Annotated in this window: 12 protein-coding genes; 6 read left to right on the top strand and 6 right to left on the bottom strand. The window is 47.9% G+C overall.

What is annotated here, in order from left to right:
- Positions 1–31 precede the first annotated feature (31 nt).
- The 3 genes from htpX to ACN0UY_RS02705 are packed head-to-tail and all read left to right on the top strand — an operon-like array spanning position 32 to position 3,133.
- On the top strand, positions 32–904 hold the full coding sequence (gene htpX / locus ACN0UY_RS02715) for a protease HtpX (RefSeq protein ID WP_417665252.1): 873 nt from the start codon (positions 32–34) through the stop codon (positions 902–904).
- A 16-nt stretch (positions 905–920) separates the two neighbouring features.
- A complete protein-coding gene (locus ACN0UY_RS02710) occupies positions 921–2,279 on the top strand; it encodes a class II 3-deoxy-7-phosphoheptulonate synthase (RefSeq protein ID WP_417665251.1) in 1,359 nt (452 codons plus the stop codon).
- A 29-nt stretch (positions 2,280–2,308) separates the two neighbouring features.
- Positions 2,309–3,133, top strand: coding sequence for a DUF1338 domain-containing protein (locus ACN0UY_RS02705; RefSeq protein WP_417665250.1), 825 nt, complete (start codon positions 2,309–2,311; stop codon positions 3,131–3,133).
- On the opposite strand, the gene ACN0UY_RS02700 is transcribed toward ACN0UY_RS02705, so the two are convergent.
- Complete coding sequence (locus tag ACN0UY_RS02700) at positions 3,130–3,957, bottom strand: pyruvate, water dikinase regulatory protein (RefSeq protein ID WP_417665249.1); 828 nt, start codon at positions 3,955–3,957, stop codon at positions 3,130–3,132. The two genes, ACN0UY_RS02705 and ACN0UY_RS02700, sit on opposite strands and share 4 nt — an antisense overlap.
- A gap of 131 nt (positions 3,958–4,088) precedes the next feature.
- On the opposite strand from ACN0UY_RS02700, the gene ppsA reads away from it, so the two are divergent.
- Positions 4,089–6,470 carry a phosphoenolpyruvate synthase gene (ppsA, locus tag ACN0UY_RS02695; RefSeq protein ID WP_417665248.1) on the top strand — a complete coding sequence of 794 codons (2,382 nt, stop codon included), beginning with the start codon at positions 4,089–4,091 and terminating at the stop codon, positions 6,468–6,470.
- 24 nt (positions 6,471–6,494) lie between these two features.
- Positions 6,495–9,554 (top strand): FAD-binding and (Fe-S)-binding domain-containing protein, encoded by a 3,060-nt coding sequence (locus tag ACN0UY_RS02690; RefSeq protein ID WP_417665247.1) that lies wholly within the window; start codon positions 6,495–6,497, stop codon positions 9,552–9,554.
- On the opposite strand, the gene ACN0UY_RS02685 is transcribed toward ACN0UY_RS02690, so the two are convergent.
- Entirely contained in the window at positions 9,551–10,594 is a 1,044-nt protein-coding gene (locus ACN0UY_RS02685; protein ID WP_417665246.1) for a Glu/Leu/Phe/Val dehydrogenase dimerization domain-containing protein, read from the bottom strand. The genes ACN0UY_RS02690 and ACN0UY_RS02685 overlap by 4 nt on opposite strands.
- 244 nt (positions 10,595–10,838) lie before the next feature.
- On the opposite strand from ACN0UY_RS02685, the gene ACN0UY_RS02680 reads away from it, so the two are divergent.
- Positions 10,839–11,237 (top strand): DUF4826 family protein, encoded by a 399-nt coding sequence (locus ACN0UY_RS02680; protein WP_417665245.1) that lies wholly within the window; start codon positions 10,839–10,841, stop codon positions 11,235–11,237.
- Here the strand turns inward: ACN0UY_RS02680 and ACN0UY_RS02675 are convergent.
- From ACN0UY_RS02675 to mnmA, 4 genes are read right to left on the bottom strand one after another with little or no spacing between them, the layout of a single operon-like run.
- Positions 11,234–12,385: a cupin domain-containing protein gene (locus ACN0UY_RS02675; protein WP_417665244.1), complete on the bottom strand. Its 1,152-nt coding sequence runs from the start codon at positions 12,383–12,385 to the stop codon at positions 11,234–11,236. The genes ACN0UY_RS02680 and ACN0UY_RS02675 overlap by 4 nt on opposite strands.
- The gene (purB, locus tag ACN0UY_RS02670) at positions 12,382–13,755 is read right to left on the bottom strand and encodes an adenylosuccinate lyase (protein WP_417665903.1); all 1,374 of its coding nucleotides are present in this window, start codon (positions 13,753–13,755) and stop codon (positions 12,382–12,384) included. The genes ACN0UY_RS02675 and purB overlap by 4 nt, the downstream gene beginning before the upstream one ends.
- Positions 13,755–14,423 (bottom strand): high frequency lysogenization protein HflD, encoded by a 669-nt coding sequence (gene hflD / locus ACN0UY_RS02665; protein ID WP_417665243.1) that lies wholly within the window; start codon positions 14,421–14,423, stop codon positions 13,755–13,757. The genes purB and hflD overlap by 1 nt, the downstream gene beginning before the upstream one ends.
- A complete protein-coding gene (mnmA, locus tag ACN0UY_RS02660; protein WP_417665242.1) occupies positions 14,420–15,550 on the bottom strand; it encodes a tRNA 2-thiouridine(34) synthase MnmA in 1,131 nt (376 codons plus the stop codon). Before mnmA ends, hflD begins: the two co-directional genes overlap by 4 nt.
- Positions 15,551–15,571 lie beyond the last annotated feature (21 nt).

Raw genomic sequence — 15,571 nt, 5'->3', positions numbered from 1 at the left:
ATCCGTTGGGGTCATTACGAGGTTAACAAAAATGTTGCGGATTGGTCTTTTCTTGGCAACTAACTTAGCAATTCTTTTGGTACTTGGTGTGGTGATGAACTTGGTGCTTCCGGCACTGGGTATCGAACCTTCGCAATATCAAAGTTTGTTTATATTTGCCGCTTTATTTGGCTTTGGTGGTGCGTTTATCTCGCTGGCTATGTCAAAATGGTTGGCGAAGCGCTCAGTTGGGGCGCATGTTATTACACAACCACGTAATAGCACCGAGCAATGGCTGTTCAATACCATTGCAGGGCAAGCTCAAAGGGCCGGTATTCCAATGCCTGAGGTGGCTATTTACGATTCCCCTGAACCCAACGCGTTTGCTACGGGTGCAAGCAAAAAGAGTTCCTTAGTTGCGGTAAGTACAGGACTCCTTCGTTCCATGAATCAGGACGAAGTTGAAGCGGTTCTTGCGCACGAAATCAGTCATATCGCGAATGGTGATATGGTTACTCTGACTTTAATACAGGGTGTGGTGAATACCTTTGTGATATTTTTTGCACGGGTGATTGCTGGGGTGATCAATAACGCAACTCGCAGTAGCTCGCAAAGTGGTCAAGGGTTAGGTGGCTTTGCTTACTTTGGCATTGTCATGGTGCTAGAACTGGTGTTTGGAATTTTGGCGAGTGTTATTGTGATGTGGTTCTCGCGTCATCGAGAGTTCCGTGCAGATGCCGGTTCTGCAGCTCTGGTAGGTAAGCATAAAATGATAGCTGCATTAAAACGATTGCAAAACGGACAAGAGTCAACGCTCGACGGCTCCATGCTGGCTTTTGGTATTCAAAGTAAACGCAGTTTTAGCGAACTTTTTATGAGCCATCCGCCCTTAGCAAAACGCATTCGAGCGCTCGAGCAACTTTAAAATAATAAGGATAATCATGACCAATTGGAGTGCCCGCAGTTGGAGGGATAAACCAATCCAGCAACAGCCTAGCTATGCTTCGTTATCAACGTTGCAAGGCGTCGAGCAGCAACTGAAGACTTTTCCGCCATTGGTTTTTGCGGAAGAGATTCGTGCGCTGCGCACCCAATTGGGCAAAGTAAGTCAGGGTCATGGGTTTTTATTGCAAGGTGGCGACTGTGCGGAAACGTTTAGCGATTTTACCGCCCCAAAAATTCGTGACACCTTCAAAGTTATTTTGCAAATGGCCGTGGTGTTAACCTTTGCTGGCTCCTGTCCGGTTACCAAGGTAGCGCGCATGGCCGGTCAGTACGCTAAACCGCGCTCAAGCGATTTAGAAACCGTTGATGGTGTTTCACTGCCGAGTTATCGCGGTGATATTATCAATGCTGCAGATTTTACTTCTGCGGCCCGTGAGCCTGATCCGCAGCGCATGATAAACGCTTACCACCATTCGGCAGCAACGTTGAATTTGTTGCGCGCCTTTGCTCAAGGTGGTTTAGCCGATCTGCACAAAGTGCATAAATGGAATATGAGCTTCGTTGAGGCTAACCCGCTTAAAGAACAATATTTACGCGTAGCTGAGCAGATTCAATCCGCACTTAAATTTATGGAAGTGTTAGGAATTAACGCACAAAGCAATGCGACCATTCACGAAACACAATTATTTACGTCGCATGAAGCCTTGTTATTACCCTATGAAGAGGCGCTTACGCGCACTGATACCCTTACAGGGCTCCCGTACGACTGTTCTGCGCATATGGTATGGATAGGCGAGCGTACGCGTCAGCTAGACCATGCGCACGTTGAGTTTATGCGTGGCATTCATAACCCACTGGGCGTTAAAATAGGGCCAACCACAAGCCCCGACGATGTGATTCGTTTGCTTGATGTGCTGAACCCAGATAATGAAGCAGGGCGGATGACGTTCATTAGCCGCATGGGCGCGAATACCTTGGCCGATGCGCTGCCGGCGATAGTTCGTCGTGTGAAAGCTGAAGGGCGTCATGTGGTGTGGTCAAGTGATCCGATGCATGGCAACACTGTTAAGGCTGAAAATGGTCTTAAAACCCGTAATTTTGATGCCATACACCAAGAGTTGCGCCAATTTTTCGCGGTTCACCAAGCAGAAGGTACCTATCCTGGTGGCGTTCACCTTGAAATGACCGGTGAAGATGTTACCGAATGCACCGGTGGCGCCTATCAAATAAGCGAACGTGACTTAACCCAAAGGTATCGCACGCAATGTGATCCTCGCTTGAACGCTGACCAAGTGTTAGAATTAGCGTTTCTTGTTGCTGAATCATTGAAAGAAGCACGGCAAGGCCGCGGTTAATCCAGACATTTTCGAGGTTATAGTAGTATATGTCACACTCTGTTGAGCAATTTTTTGACAATCTTTGGAACGATTACGTTCAGTTAACACCGTCAGCTGCGAAAGTTCATCAAGTACTTGGGCAGGGGCGGTCAATCATTAACGACCATGTTGCTTTTCGTACCTTCAATATTGCACCTGTGCGCTTAACCGCGTTAGCTAAACATTTTGAAGATATGGGCTATAAAGCTTCAGGCGACTACGTGTTTGAAGCCAAAAAACTGGTGGCCAAGCATTACGAACACAGCGACCCGCGGTTACCGAAAATATTTATTTCAGAGCTGTTGGTGGAAGAGTTTTCACCAGAGTTGCAACGAATCGTGCACGCGTTGGTTGCACAGGTTGACGCGCAAAGCGTTGCCAAACCAGAATTTTTATACTCCGGCGCGCACTGGCAAATCAGCAGTACCGATTACGAGCAATTGCTTGAAGAAAGTGAGTATGCGGCTTGGATGGCTGCCTTTGGTTTCCGAGCGAATCATTTTACAGTGAACGTAAACGAGCTGCCTGACTTTGAATCACTCGAACAAGTAAACGCAACGTTAAAAGAAGCTGGTTTTCAATTAAACACTTCAGGTGGCGAGATTAAAGGCTCACGTGAGGTGTTTTTAGAACAGTCCTCAACCATGGCGGATCATACCGCAGTGCGTTTTAGCGATATGGAAAAAGTAATTCCAAGCTGTTTCTATGAATTCGCAAAGCGTTACGAGATAGCGCCTGATCAGCTCTACACGGGTTTTGTTGCCGCTTCAGCCGACAAAATCTTCGAGAGCACTAATGCTCGCACGCAAAAAGAGCAGGACGGCAACGCTTAAAAGCGATGCCGTTCAAGATTGGTTTCAGCGAGTATTTTCGCGGCAATCTCTTCCACTGAAAATCGGGTAGAGTCGAGAAAAGGTATTGCTTCACGGCGGTACATCTTCTCGACCTCCTGCAATTCATAGCGGCACTGTTGCATGGATGCGTATTGACTGCCTTCGCGGCGCTTACTGCGAATTTCGTGCAAACGCTGCGGGTCAAGTGTTAATCCATAAATCTTATGGCGATGAGGCTTAAGCACCTTAGGTAGCTGCAAGTTTTCCATATTATCGTCTTCGGTAAGCGGGTAGTTCGCGGCCTTAATGCCGTAATGCAATGCCAAGTAGAGGCTGGTCGGTGTTTTACCGGTACGTGATACGCCCAGCAAAATAATATCTGCTTCGTCGTAATTTGACACGTTACTACCATCATCATTCGCAAGTGTGTAGTTCACTGCATCAATACGGAAATCATAGTTTTCGCGTTCGTCATTATTCTCTTGTATTCCATGCGTACGGTGGGTTTTAGGCTGGGCGGCCATGTCGAGCTCTTTACTCAACGGTGCCACAAAATAGTCTAAGAAGTCATAACAACTACCGCGGCTCTCGGTAATAATGCGCTTGATATCTATGCTGACAAAGGTGTGAAATATAATTGGACGTTCGCCTGACTCTTCATAGGCTTGATTTATTTTACGCGTCGCTAACTCAGCTTTTTCGATGGTATCGACAAAAGCTAAGGTTTTATGAACAACTTTAAGTGGAAACATTGAGAGCATTGCTTTGCCGAAAGCTTCGGCGGTAAGGGCCGTTCCATCGGAAATGTAAAAGATTGTGCGCATGTTGGCGGTATTCCCAGCAGATAAAAGTGGATAAGATGTTAACTTGTGCAGCCCCAATGTGTAAAATACATTGCCAATCGGGCAGTCAATTTTGTGACTGTGTCACGCCTAAACTCCACGAGGAACTCACCGTGCAGAATAACGTACAAGATTATGTGCTTTGGTATGATCAATTAGGGATGAATGATGTGAACCGTGTCGGCGGTAAAAATGCATCACTTGGGGAAATGATTAGTCACCTGGCCGGTGCCGGGGTAGATGTTCCCAATGGCTTTGCAACCACCGCTGAAGCATTTAACGAGTTTCTTGAACAAAGTGGTGTTAACGAACGCATTCATGAAATTCTCGATGACCTTGACACTGATGATGTTCGCGCTTTAGCAGAAGCCGGTAAAAAGATTCGTCAATGGGTTATCGAAACACCTTTTCAACCGCAGCTTGATCAAGCAATTCGCGCGGCTTATGAACAGTTGAGCGGCGGTAATAGCGAAGTGAGCTTCGCTGTGCGTAGTTCAGCGACTGCCGAAGATATGCCAGACGCATCGTTTGCAGGGCAACAAGAAACGTTTCTGAACGTGCATGGCATTGATGCCATTATGGAAGCGATTAAGCACGTATTCGCTTCGTTGTTCAACGATCGCGCGATTTCCTACCGTGTTCACCAAGGCTATGACCACCGCGGCGTTGCACTGTCAGCAGGTATTCAACGCATGGTGCGCAGTGATATTTCTGCCTCAGGCGTTATGTTCTCGATTGATACCGAGTCAGGCTTCGACCAAGTGGTGTTTATAACTTCGTCTTATGGGCTTGGCGAAATGGTGGTGCAGGGTGCCGTAAATCCCGATGAATTTTATGTGCACAAGCCAACATTGAAAGCTGAACGTCCAGCGGTTTTACGCCGTAATCTCGGCAGTAAAAAGATACAGATGATTTATTCTGATGCGAAGGACCACGGCAAGCAAACGTCTATTGTTGATATTCCAGCTGAACTGTCGAACAAGTTTTCAATCACCGACGCAGAAGTGGAGGCGTTAGCGCGCCAAGCAGTAATTATTGAACAGCATTATGGCCGTCCAATGGACATTGAATGGGCGAAAGATGGCGTCGATGGCAAGCTTTATATTGTGCAAGCGCGCCCAGAAACGGTGCAGTCGAATAAGAATGGACAGGCTCTTGAGCGCTACGCACTGAAGGCAAAAAGTGATGTTGTGGCTGAAGGCCGGGCCATTGGGCAAAAAATTGGTGCGGGTGTAGCGCGTGTACTAAAAGACATTTCTGAAATGGACCGCGTACAACCTGGCGATGTGTTGGTAACCGACATGACTGACCCCGACTGGGAACCAATTATGAAACGGGCATCAGCAATCGTAACCAATCGCGGTGGCCGTACGTGTCACGCTGCTATCATTGCGCGTGAGCTGGGTATTCCTGCGGTTGTAGGGTGTGGCGATGCCACTGACCGTATCGCAGCAGGCGCTCCGGTAACCGTTTCATGTGCGGAAGGTGACACTGGTTATATCTATTCGGGTGAACTTGAATTTGACGTAACCACGTCGGATGTGGGCGACATGCCTGCGCTTCCATTAAAAATTATGATGAACGTTGGGAACCCTGATCGTGCTTTTGATTTTGCGAGTTTACCGCATGCAGGCGTTGGCCTTGCACGGTTAGAGTTCATCATTAATCGCATGATTGGCGTGCACCCTAAGGCGCTTTTAAACTTCGATAAGCAGAGCGCTGAGCTGCAGCAGCAGATTCGTGGTTATATGGCAGGCTACGACAGCCCACGTGAATACTATGTGGGTAAGCTCACGGAAGGTATCTCAACACTCGCAGCTGCTTTTTCACCAGAGCGCGTGATTGTACGAATGTCAGATTTTAAATCGAATGAATATGCCAATCTTATTGGTGGGCGTCAGTATGAACCCCATGAAGAAAATCCGATGCTCGGTTTCCGTGGCGCAGCACGCTATATATCTGAAGATTTCCGTGATTGTTTTGCGATGGAATGTGAAGCCATTAAACGCGTTCGCAACGACATGGGCTTAACCAACGTTGAAGTGATGATTCCGTTCGTGCGTACCTTAGAAGAAGGGCGTAAGGTTATAGAACTACTGGCTGAGCAAGGCTTGGTGCAAGGCGATAACGGTTTGCGTGTCATTATGATGTGTGAGTTGCCATCAAATGCTTTGTTGGCTGAACAATTTCTTGATATTTTTGACGGCTTCTCAATTGGCTCGAACGATCTCACCCAATTAACCCTTGGTTTAGACCGTGACTCCGGCGTTATTGCACATCTGTTTGACGAGCGTAACGAAGCGGTGAAAGCGTTGCTTTCAATGGCTATTCAAGCAGCTAAGAAAAAGGGCAAGTATGTTGGTATCTGTGGGCAAGGCCCCTCAGATCATGCAGATTTTGCCGCATGGTTGGTTGAACAGGGTATCGATTCAGTTTCGCTTAACCCAGATACGGTTATCGAAACGTGGCTATATTTGGCGAAACATCACAGCTAAGTTGTAGGAAGGTCAGGGCGCTTTATGACGGAAACTCGATCAGTATTACCGATATTTACCGCATATGAGCGCCTTGAAGCGCGTATCGAAACGGTTTATCAAGACTATTTGCTAGCGCTTGATGCGCAAGGCTTCGACGGCGACATTGATGCGACCTATGGCGGTCGCATGGTGGCTGCAATAGATAACAGCATTTATCAACAGGCACCTCAAGCGGTGCTATATCCACGGACAATACCCGCACTGCAACAGGCGCTGCAGGTTGCCCAGCGCGACAGCTTCCGAGGAATTCAATTTGCTCCGCGCGGCGGTGGCACGGGCACCAACGGTCAGTCGCTCACAGCAGGTATTGTGGTTGATCTGAGTCGTTATTTCACCGACGTCACGGAAGTAAATAAAGCCGACCATTGGGTACGTTGTCAAACCGGTGTGGTGAAAGATGCACTAAATGACGCGGTACGCAGTGAGGGGCTCTTCTTTTCACCTGATTTATCGACCAGTAATCGCGCGACCATTGGTGGCATGATCAATACAGATGCTTCAGGGCAAGGTTCATTGGTTTACGGTAAAACCAGTGATCATGTTCTTGAGTTAACGTCGGTATTAATTAATGGCGATTGCCTTGTAACGCGGCCAATTTCTCGTGCTGAAGCTGAAGGTAAAGCCCAAGGCCAAAGTTTGGAAGCCGCTATTTACCGCCAGGTACTTGCGACCTGTGTGGGACAGCGCGCGGCCATTGACGATAAATTTCCAGCGTTAAATCGGTTTTTAACCGGATATGACTTAAAGCATTGCTATAATCCGCAGCACGACACAATTGATTTATCGCGCCTTTTAGCGGGCTCTGAAGGTACCTTAGCTTTTATCTGTGAGGCGCGGTTAAATTTAACCGAAATTCCAAAGCACAAAGTATTGGTTAATGTTAAATACAGTGACTTTCAGGCCGCACTTCGCAATGCACCGTTCTTGGTAAAGGCGCGCGCAACATCTGTTGAAACCATTGACAGTAATGTGCTTGATTTAGCCCGTAACGACATTATTTGGCATCAAGTGGCTGAACAATTGCAAGACGTGCCGAACCAAACCATGCGCGGTATTAATATGGTGGAATTCACGGCGGTAAACCAAAGTGAGATTGATACCAAGGTACAGGAATTATGTATTCAGCTTGATGCGTTGATGGCCGATCAACCCGATGCCGGTGTGATTGGCTATCAAATATGTGCGGATGCCCACAGCATTCAAACCGTATATGCGATGCGGAAAAAGGCCGTAGGCTTGCTAGGCGCCACAAAAGGCAGCCGCAAACCGGTCGCTTTTGCCGAAGATACTGCAGTACCGCCGGAGCATTTAGCCGACTTTATCGATGAGTTTCGTCAATTGTTAGATAACTACGAGCTGCATTACGGCATGTTTGGCCATGTAGATGCCGGGGTGTTGCATGTGCGGCCGGCGCTCGACATGACGAACCCAGAAGATGAAAAATTATTGCGTGTGATCAGTGATAAGGTAGCTGCGCTTACAGCCAAATATGGCGGTTTAATGTGGGGCGAACACGGCAAAGGCTATCGTTCTGAGTACGCACCAACATTTTTTGGTGAAGCGCTCTATGGCGAACTGCAAAAGATTAAGGCTGTATTTGATCCGGATAACCGGCTCAACCCAGGAAAAATCTGCACACCATGGGGCTCGGATGCAAGTCTCGTGTCGGTGGATGCAACCAAGCGTGGCGCTTATGATCGTCAAATACCCATTCATGTTCGTGATAGCTTTAATGACGCCATGAGCTGTAACGGCAATGGTCTGTGTTTTAATTATGATGCCGACTCGGCAATGTGTCCTTCATTCAAAGCCACCGGTGAGCGGCGTTATTCGCCGAAAGGGCGGGCGACCTTGATTCGTGAATGGCTGCGATTAAGCAGTGCACAAGGGTTTGATCCGTCAGGATTACCGCAGGGTAAACAAGCGAATCTACTGCAAGAACATCCCAGTTCGGTGCCGCATGATTTTAACCATGAGGTGAAATCATCAATGGATGCCTGTCTTGCGTGCAAAGCTTGCGCAAGCCAATGCCCAGTAAAGGTCGATGTACCGCGATTTCGCGCGCGGTTTTTAGCTTGGTATCATCAACGCTACCGGCGCCCACTGAAGGACTACTTGGTAAAAAATGTCGAACCCATTGCAACAACCATGGCGAAATTGCCAAGGCTGAGCAATTTTCTCACCCACAACGTTGTTAGCCGGTGGGTTACGGAGCGCGTAGTCGGGTACGTTGATGCCCCTAAACTATCTACGCCAACTGCCGCGCAGCGGTGGCGTAAGTTGCAATGGCCAAGCTATTCCGCTGATCAACTGAAACAATTAAGTGCAGCGGAGCAAAATGATTTGGTGGTTCTGGTTCAAGACCCGTTTACTAGCTTTTACGAAGCCGACTTACTTGAGGCGTTTGGCACCGTTGCCGAGCGCCTTGGCTTTAAGCCGGTGTTGTTGGAGTTTGTAGGAAATGGCAAGGCGCAGCATGTTAAGGGCTTTCTTGATGCGTTCACCGATACAGCGACGCGCGTGACGCAACAATTGAATACGGTTGCCGGATTAGGCCTGCCATTAGTCGGGCTTGATGCTTCGACCGTACTTTGCTTGCACGATGAATATCGTGAATACGTTGCCGATGAGCAAAACTATCGGGTGTTACTGGCACATGAATGGCTAAGCGATGTATTGCCATCCCGCGCCGAGCGGTTAAGTTTAATACCACCTGAACTACCGATGCAGTTGCTTAGCCATTGTACCGAGCAAACGGCATTACCGACGGCTGCGAAGCAGTGGCAACAGATATTTGCTACTTGGCATGTGCCTTTAAACCTTGTTGCGACAGGCTGCTGTGGTATGGCAGGTACGTATGGTCATGAGTTGGCGCATCAGGAAACCAGCAAGAAGCTTTATGATATGAGTTGGAAAGCAAAGGTAGAGCAAGACGTAGTTACGCTTGCGACGGGCTTTTCATGTCGCTCTCAAGTGCACCGAATGAGCACAAAAAAGCGGGCATTACACCCGCTTCAATGGCTTGCTAATAACTGCGCTTAACGCGCAGCTTTAGCGTTGGCAATAACTTCACGCGCCATCTGGTCAGCAATCTCGCCAGTAGGACGCTGTTCTTCAGCTGAACGCGCAAAGATTTGATCGAGGGTGTCGTAGATATCACGCACACGCTTGTCAGTTTCCGCACGGCTCATGTTTGCAGCTTCACTGCAAACGTGGATAACACCACCAGCGTTGATAACATAGTCAGGGGCATACAAAATACCCATGTCCATGACAATTTTGTCATGCGCAGGCGTTGCTAACTGGTTGTTCGCACTGCCAGCAATGATTTTAGCCTTAATCAGTTTCAAGGTGTCATCATTGACCGTTGCGCCAAGTGCACAAGGTGCGTACACGTCAACGTCTAAGCCGTAGATTTCGTCTAACCCTACAACCGTGGCATTCAATTCACTTGCCGCACGGGCACAGGCTTCTTCATTAATGTCTGTTACGAACAATTGCGCGCCTTCTTTAGCGCAGTATTCTGCAAAGTCATAACCAACCGCACCAAGACCTTGAATTGCGATTTTAATTCCGTTCAAGTCGTCGCTACCAAGCTTGTGTTTAGCTGCTGCTTTTAGCCCTAAATAGGTGCCTAATGCTGTGTGTGGTGATGGGTCACCGGCTTTTTCAGCTGTGCCTGCAACAAACGCTGTTTCTTCCGCCACATAAGCAATGTCGCTGGTACGAATGTTAACGTCTTCAGCAGTGATATAACGACCGCTGAGCGAGTTCACGAAACGGCCATAGGCGCGCATCAATTCTGGTGTTTTAATCGTTTTTGCGTCGCCAATGATAACGGCTTTGCCGCCGCCAAGAGGCAGACCTGCCAAGGCGCTTTTATATGTCATACCGCGTGATAAGCGCAGTACGTCAGTTAATGCTTCCGCTGATGAAGGGTAGTTCCACATACGGGTTCCACCAAGCGATGGACCAAGCGTGGTGTCGTGAATAGCAATAATTGCTTTTAAACCCGTTTCTTTGTCATGACAAAACACGACTTGTTCGTGTTGGTCGAACTCTTTGTGTTCGAATAGAGACATTCTAGGTAATCCTCGTTCATCCCAAAAAATTGCGCGAACATTAGCATTTTGATCTGTATTTCGCTAGTGAATTACCGAAATAAACTGTTAACGTTTACGTAAACTGTTGCAAGCTAAGTTTACAGTCGGTAAAACCGTTGCGTTTAAGCCAAATCTCGGTAGTATAACTGAACGATTTAAGCGTATATGTTAACCATTATAAGCAGTAGGGCGAGACAAAATTATGGCAGAGCAGCCGCCAAAAATGACAGAAGAACAAATTTCCGAATGGGTTCGTGCGCAATTTCAGGCCGCGAATAAATACCTGGCAGAGCAGGGCATTATCACTGACCGTATTCTTTCGAAAGACAGTCGGTATTTAGTGCCACACGTAGCCGTTTGGAAGTTTACTACACAAGATAAAAAGACCTTGTGGGTAATCAATGGCGATGTGCCGACCGATATCATTGGTGAAAAGGCCGCGAAAGATGCGCGTGATGCCATGCGCTATTTTGCACTGCGTTGGCAGATGCAGGCGGAGGGCGTATTGCAGCAAGCAACGAACGAGCCTGAGCAAAAAAAATACGCTCAGTATTTGATTAATCGTGCCGAAAATTTGTATCAGTTATCTGAAAGCAAAGAAATGTGGCAGCAGCAAGCTTAGTCTTGCTGCGCAATCACATCAATTACACCGTTATTAATAAGGTCGCAGCATAAAGCTACGGCCTTTTTATTTTGTAGCACCGGAATTAAGTCTGTCAACGCGGTGTCTTCCCATAGCTTCCCAATAAACTCGGCAAGCGGCAGAACATCATTGTTTAATGGCCATGATTCACCATTTGCGTAAAGCTGCTCAGCGTTGGGCCCTATCAAGATCCGTGCTCCCGGTGTACGTGCGATATACACGTCCGTAGGCTGGCTTAATAGTTCAACGAGCTCTTCAGCTTGAATGAAGCCTTCAGGCTGCGGTAATGGCCGTTTGCTTTGCGACAACACCAACAACATGGCATGGTCGAGATTAATGCTGTTCATTGAATTCAGCAAAAACTCACGTACATGCTGCAATTGTTCGGTTGTTACATGATGTGGCTCACCGTAGCTTGATGCCTGTGCGTCACGGTAGCGCGGTAGCTGTACATCATTTAACTGACTTAGCATATCGGTTACAGAAGCACCCAATTCTGCAGTGTTTGGCGCACGAAAACCCACTGAATAATTAATACTAGGTTCTAAAGCGACGCCATTGTGCGGGCAACCGGCTGGGATATAGAGCATATCGCCGGGTTCCAGAATGGCATCAATTATGGGTTCAAATGTATCTGCAAGCTGTTTTAAATCGGGATGTGGGCAAATTTCATTAGCGCCGCTAACACGCGCACCAACCTGCCAATGCCGTCGGCCACTTCCTTGAATAATAAATACGTCGTATTGATCGAGGTGTGGGCCAACACCACCGTGTTCTGTGGCAAAACTAATCATCACATCATCGATACGCCAATCAGGCAAAAATCGAAATGGCGCAATGAGTTGCTGAACTTCCGGCACCCATTCGTTCACGGACTGGACTAAGAGTGTCCAGCCTTCTTCACCAAATCCATCATAGGATTCGAATGGGCCGTGGGTAACGTTCCAAGTGCCGGCATGGTTTTCAATTACCCGCGAATCAACACCTTCTTCAAGCGCCAGCCCAGCGAGTATTTCCGGTTCAATTAAGTCATTAAAGTTCTTAAAAGCACCGCGGATTAAACGTGGGTGTTGCTGCCAAGCTTCACGCAGAAAGTTGGCATGATCGATATTCAATTTCAAGCTCATTCGCTCAGCTCATCAACAAAAGCAATCGCACGGCCAATGTAGGTGGCAGGCGTCAGTTGCTTAAGTTCTGCTTTGGCATCTGCTGGCATATCCAGACTGTCGATAAAATCAGCCATTGCCGCTTGATTGATGCGTTTACCACGGGTTAATTCTTTTAGTTTTTCATACGGTTTTTCAATACCGTAGCGACGCATAACTGTTTGCACGGGCTCTGCTAATAATTCCCAATTCTGGTCCAATTCACGCAATAGATTGTCCGCATTCACTTCAAGCTTGCTAATACCTTTCAGGGTGGCTTGATAGGCGATAAGCGCGTAGGCAAAACCCACACCCAAGTTACGCAGCACGGTAGAATCTGTTAAGTCACGTTGCCAGCGGCTAATTGGCAGTTTTTGGGCTAAATGTGTCATGACCGCATTCGCCAGGCCTAGGTTACCTTCTGAGTTTTCGAAATCGATAGGGTTAACTTTATGCGGCATAGTTGATGAACCCACTTCACCAGCGATTGTGCGTTGTTTGAAGTGATTCAACGCAATGTAACCCCAAACGTCGCGATTAAAATCAATCACAATGGTATTAAAGCGTGCTACGGCATCAAATAATTCAGCAATGTAGTCATGCGGTTCAATTTGCGTGGTATAGGCATTCCAGGTTAGCCCCAACGAAGTTACAAATTGCTCCGATACCTGATGCCAATCAACGTCAGGGTAGGCCGCGATATGGGCGTTATAATTACCCACTGCGCCGTTTAGTTTTCCAAGAAATGGCACCGCAGCTATCTGGTCAAGTTGACGCTGCAAACGTACAAACACGTTCGCCATCTCTTTGCCCATGGTAGTAGGTGTTGCTGGTTGCCCATGGGTGCGCGCCATCATGGCCACTGATTTATGCTCAACGGCTAACCCACGAATAGCGCTGGTGAGCTCCTGCATACTCGGTAACATGACGGTTTCCATTGCCGCACGTAGCATTAACGCGTGCGATAGATTGTTTATGTCTTCAGAGGTGCAGGCAAAATGAATAAATTCGCTTACAGCGTTCAATTCGTCGTGTTCAGCAACTTTCTCTTTCAGAAAGTATTCGACTGCTTTCACATCGTGGTTGGTGGTGCGCTCAATGTCTTTTACGCGCTGGGCGTCTTGCTCCGAAAAGTTATCAATGATGTTCTGCAGAAATTGATTGGCTGATTCTGATAGTGCTGGAACTTCACTGATTTGTTCAACCGAAGCCAGTTGCTGCAACCAGCGGACTTCGACAATCACCCGGTTGTGAATAAGACCAAACTCACTGAAAATAGGGCGTAAAGCCGCTGCTTTGCTGCCGTAACGGCCATCAACTGGAGATAAAGCGGTGAGTGCAGATAAGTTCATCATGATAAAGGCTCCGAGTGCTCACGTAATTCGCGCAAGATTTGTTGAGCAACGCGCACCATGCGTTGCCGTGAGAAAATAAACTGACGGCGCTTGCCGTCAAGCTGACGCCACAACACCGCGTTTCGCACACCAGCTAACAGTAGGGCGCGGATCAGGTGTTGATTACTAGGTTGGTTCAAAAATTCTTGTTTCCCATTGATTTTTAATGGTTGCCCAAGCGGAGAAATCACATCGCTGTAGGTGCTTCCCATTCCCGCAAGTACGGTGTCATCAGCAAACTGAAATTCATGACGCTGGCGATGTAACTGTTGCAACCGTTGGCCCAACTGGTCAAGCGCCTTAGTATTGCGTTGTAAACGCCGCTCTAACGCCAATATGCCAACAACATAGCGCGTTACTTCAACGTCTTTGTCTTTGGTTGCGCCAATTTGTTGTAACAAGCTCTCCAAACCTAAGCGTAAATGGCTAAGATCTGGATACATTTCAACCACAGTAGTGGGGTTTTGATTGAGCACGCTGTCCAGCAATACACGTGTTGCCAGCGGGTCGCGCACACTGCCAAAGCGCGCCACTTGTTTTACGGCGGCAGCAGCTTGCGTTAAAGCCGCCAATGCCACCACGCGTTCAAACCAAGGATCACGTTGCAGGCGTGCAATATCGATCACAATAATACCTCATGACTGGCAATGCGCTGTTCGATAATACCGCCACCGAGGCACACATCACCTTGATAAAACACGGCTGATTGCCCTGGTGTTACTGCTGCGACGGGCTCGTTAAATTCAACGCGTACTTTGCCGTCGTCAAGCGGGGTAACACGGCAAGGAATATCTTGTTGGCGGTATCGCGTTTTAACAACGCAATCAAACGCTTCATGGCGCGGCTCACGGTCCACCCAGTCCAATTGACCCGCAATCAAACCGGTCGAGAACAAGCGCGGATGATTTTTCCCTTGCGCAACCACCAGTACATTGCGCTCAACATCTTTATCGACCACGTACCAAGGTTCGTCGCCGGCATCAGCTAAACCGCCTATGTGTAAGCCTTTGCGTTGGCCCAGCGTGTGATACATCAAGCCTTCGTGGTGCCCCAGCTCGGTGCCGTCTACCGATTCGATAACACCCGGTTGTGCCGGCAAATATTGCTGTAAAAAGTCTTTAAACTTGCGCTCGCCAATGAAACAGATGCCCGTTGAGTCTTTTTTGTCAGCCGTAACCAACCCTTGCTGTTCCGCAATCCGTCTTACTTCAGGCTTTTCAATATCGCCAACAGGGAATAACGTTTGCGCGACATGAGTATGCGCGAGGGTGTACAGGAAATAACTTTGATCTTTATTGGCGTCGCGGCCACGAATTAATTGATATTTTCCGTTATGCTCGCGTCTGCGCACATAATGCCCAGTTGCGATGTAATCGGCACCGAGAGCACCCGCAGCGAATTCAAGAAACGCTTTAAACTTGATCTCTTTGTTGCACATGATGTCGGGATTAGGTGTGCGACCAGCGCGGTACTCTTCTAAAAAGTACTCAAACACATTGTCCCAATATTCCGCAGCAAAGTTTACCGTATGAAGTTCAATACCGAGCTTGGCACAAACGGCTTCTGCATCGGCGAGGTCACTCGCTGCAGCGCAATATTCGTCAGTATCGTCTTCTTCCCAGTTTTTCATGAACAGGCCTTCAACCTGATAGCCCTGTTGTTGAAGCAGATACGCAGAAACCGAGGAATCAACCCCGCCGGACATACCAACGATGACTTTTTTGCTAGCGTTTTCGCTTTGATTTACTGACATTAGCCCTAACTACACTCGCGA

Source organism: Pseudidiomarina sp. (genome assembly GCF_048268165.1).
In the GTDB taxonomy this organism is placed as follows: domain Bacteria; phylum Pseudomonadota; class Gammaproteobacteria; order Enterobacterales; family Alteromonadaceae; genus Pseudidiomarina.
This window is presented reverse-complemented; position numbering and strand designations above follow the sequence as displayed.

Excerpts from the sequence above, each read along its gene's own strand:
- htpX (WP_417665252.1), top strand. The coding sequence starts at position 32 with ATGTTGCGGATTGGTCTTTTCTTGGCAACTAACTTAGCAATTCTTTTG.
- ACN0UY_RS02710 (WP_417665251.1), top strand. The coding sequence starts at position 921 with ATGACCAATTGGAGTGCCCGCAGTTGGAGGGATAAACCAATCCAGCAA.
- ACN0UY_RS02705 (WP_417665250.1), top strand. The coding sequence starts at position 2,309 with ATGTCACACTCTGTTGAGCAATTTTTTGACAATCTTTGGAACGATTAC.
- ACN0UY_RS02700 (WP_417665249.1), bottom strand. The coding sequence starts at position 3,957 with ATGCGCACAATCTTTTACATTTCCGATGGAACGGCCCTTACCGCCGAA.
- ACN0UY_RS02690 (WP_417665247.1), top strand. The coding sequence starts at position 6,495 with ATGACGGAAACTCGATCAGTATTACCGATATTTACCGCATATGAGCGC.
- ACN0UY_RS02685 (WP_417665246.1), bottom strand. The coding sequence starts at position 10,594 with ATGTCTCTATTCGAACACAAAGAGTTCGACCAACACGAACAAGTCGTG.
- ACN0UY_RS02680 (WP_417665245.1), top strand. The coding sequence starts at position 10,839 with ATGACAGAAGAACAAATTTCCGAATGGGTTCGTGCGCAATTTCAGGCC.
- ACN0UY_RS02675 (WP_417665244.1), bottom strand. The coding sequence starts at position 12,385 with ATGAGCTTGAAATTGAATATCGATCATGCCAACTTTCTGCGTGAAGCT.
- purB (WP_417665903.1), bottom strand. The coding sequence starts at position 13,755 with ATGAACTTATCTGCACTCACCGCTTTATCTCCAGTTGATGGCCGTTAC.
- mnmA (WP_417665242.1), bottom strand. The coding sequence starts at position 15,550 with ATGTCAGTAAATCAAAGCGAAAACGCTAGCAAAAAAGTCATCGTTGGT.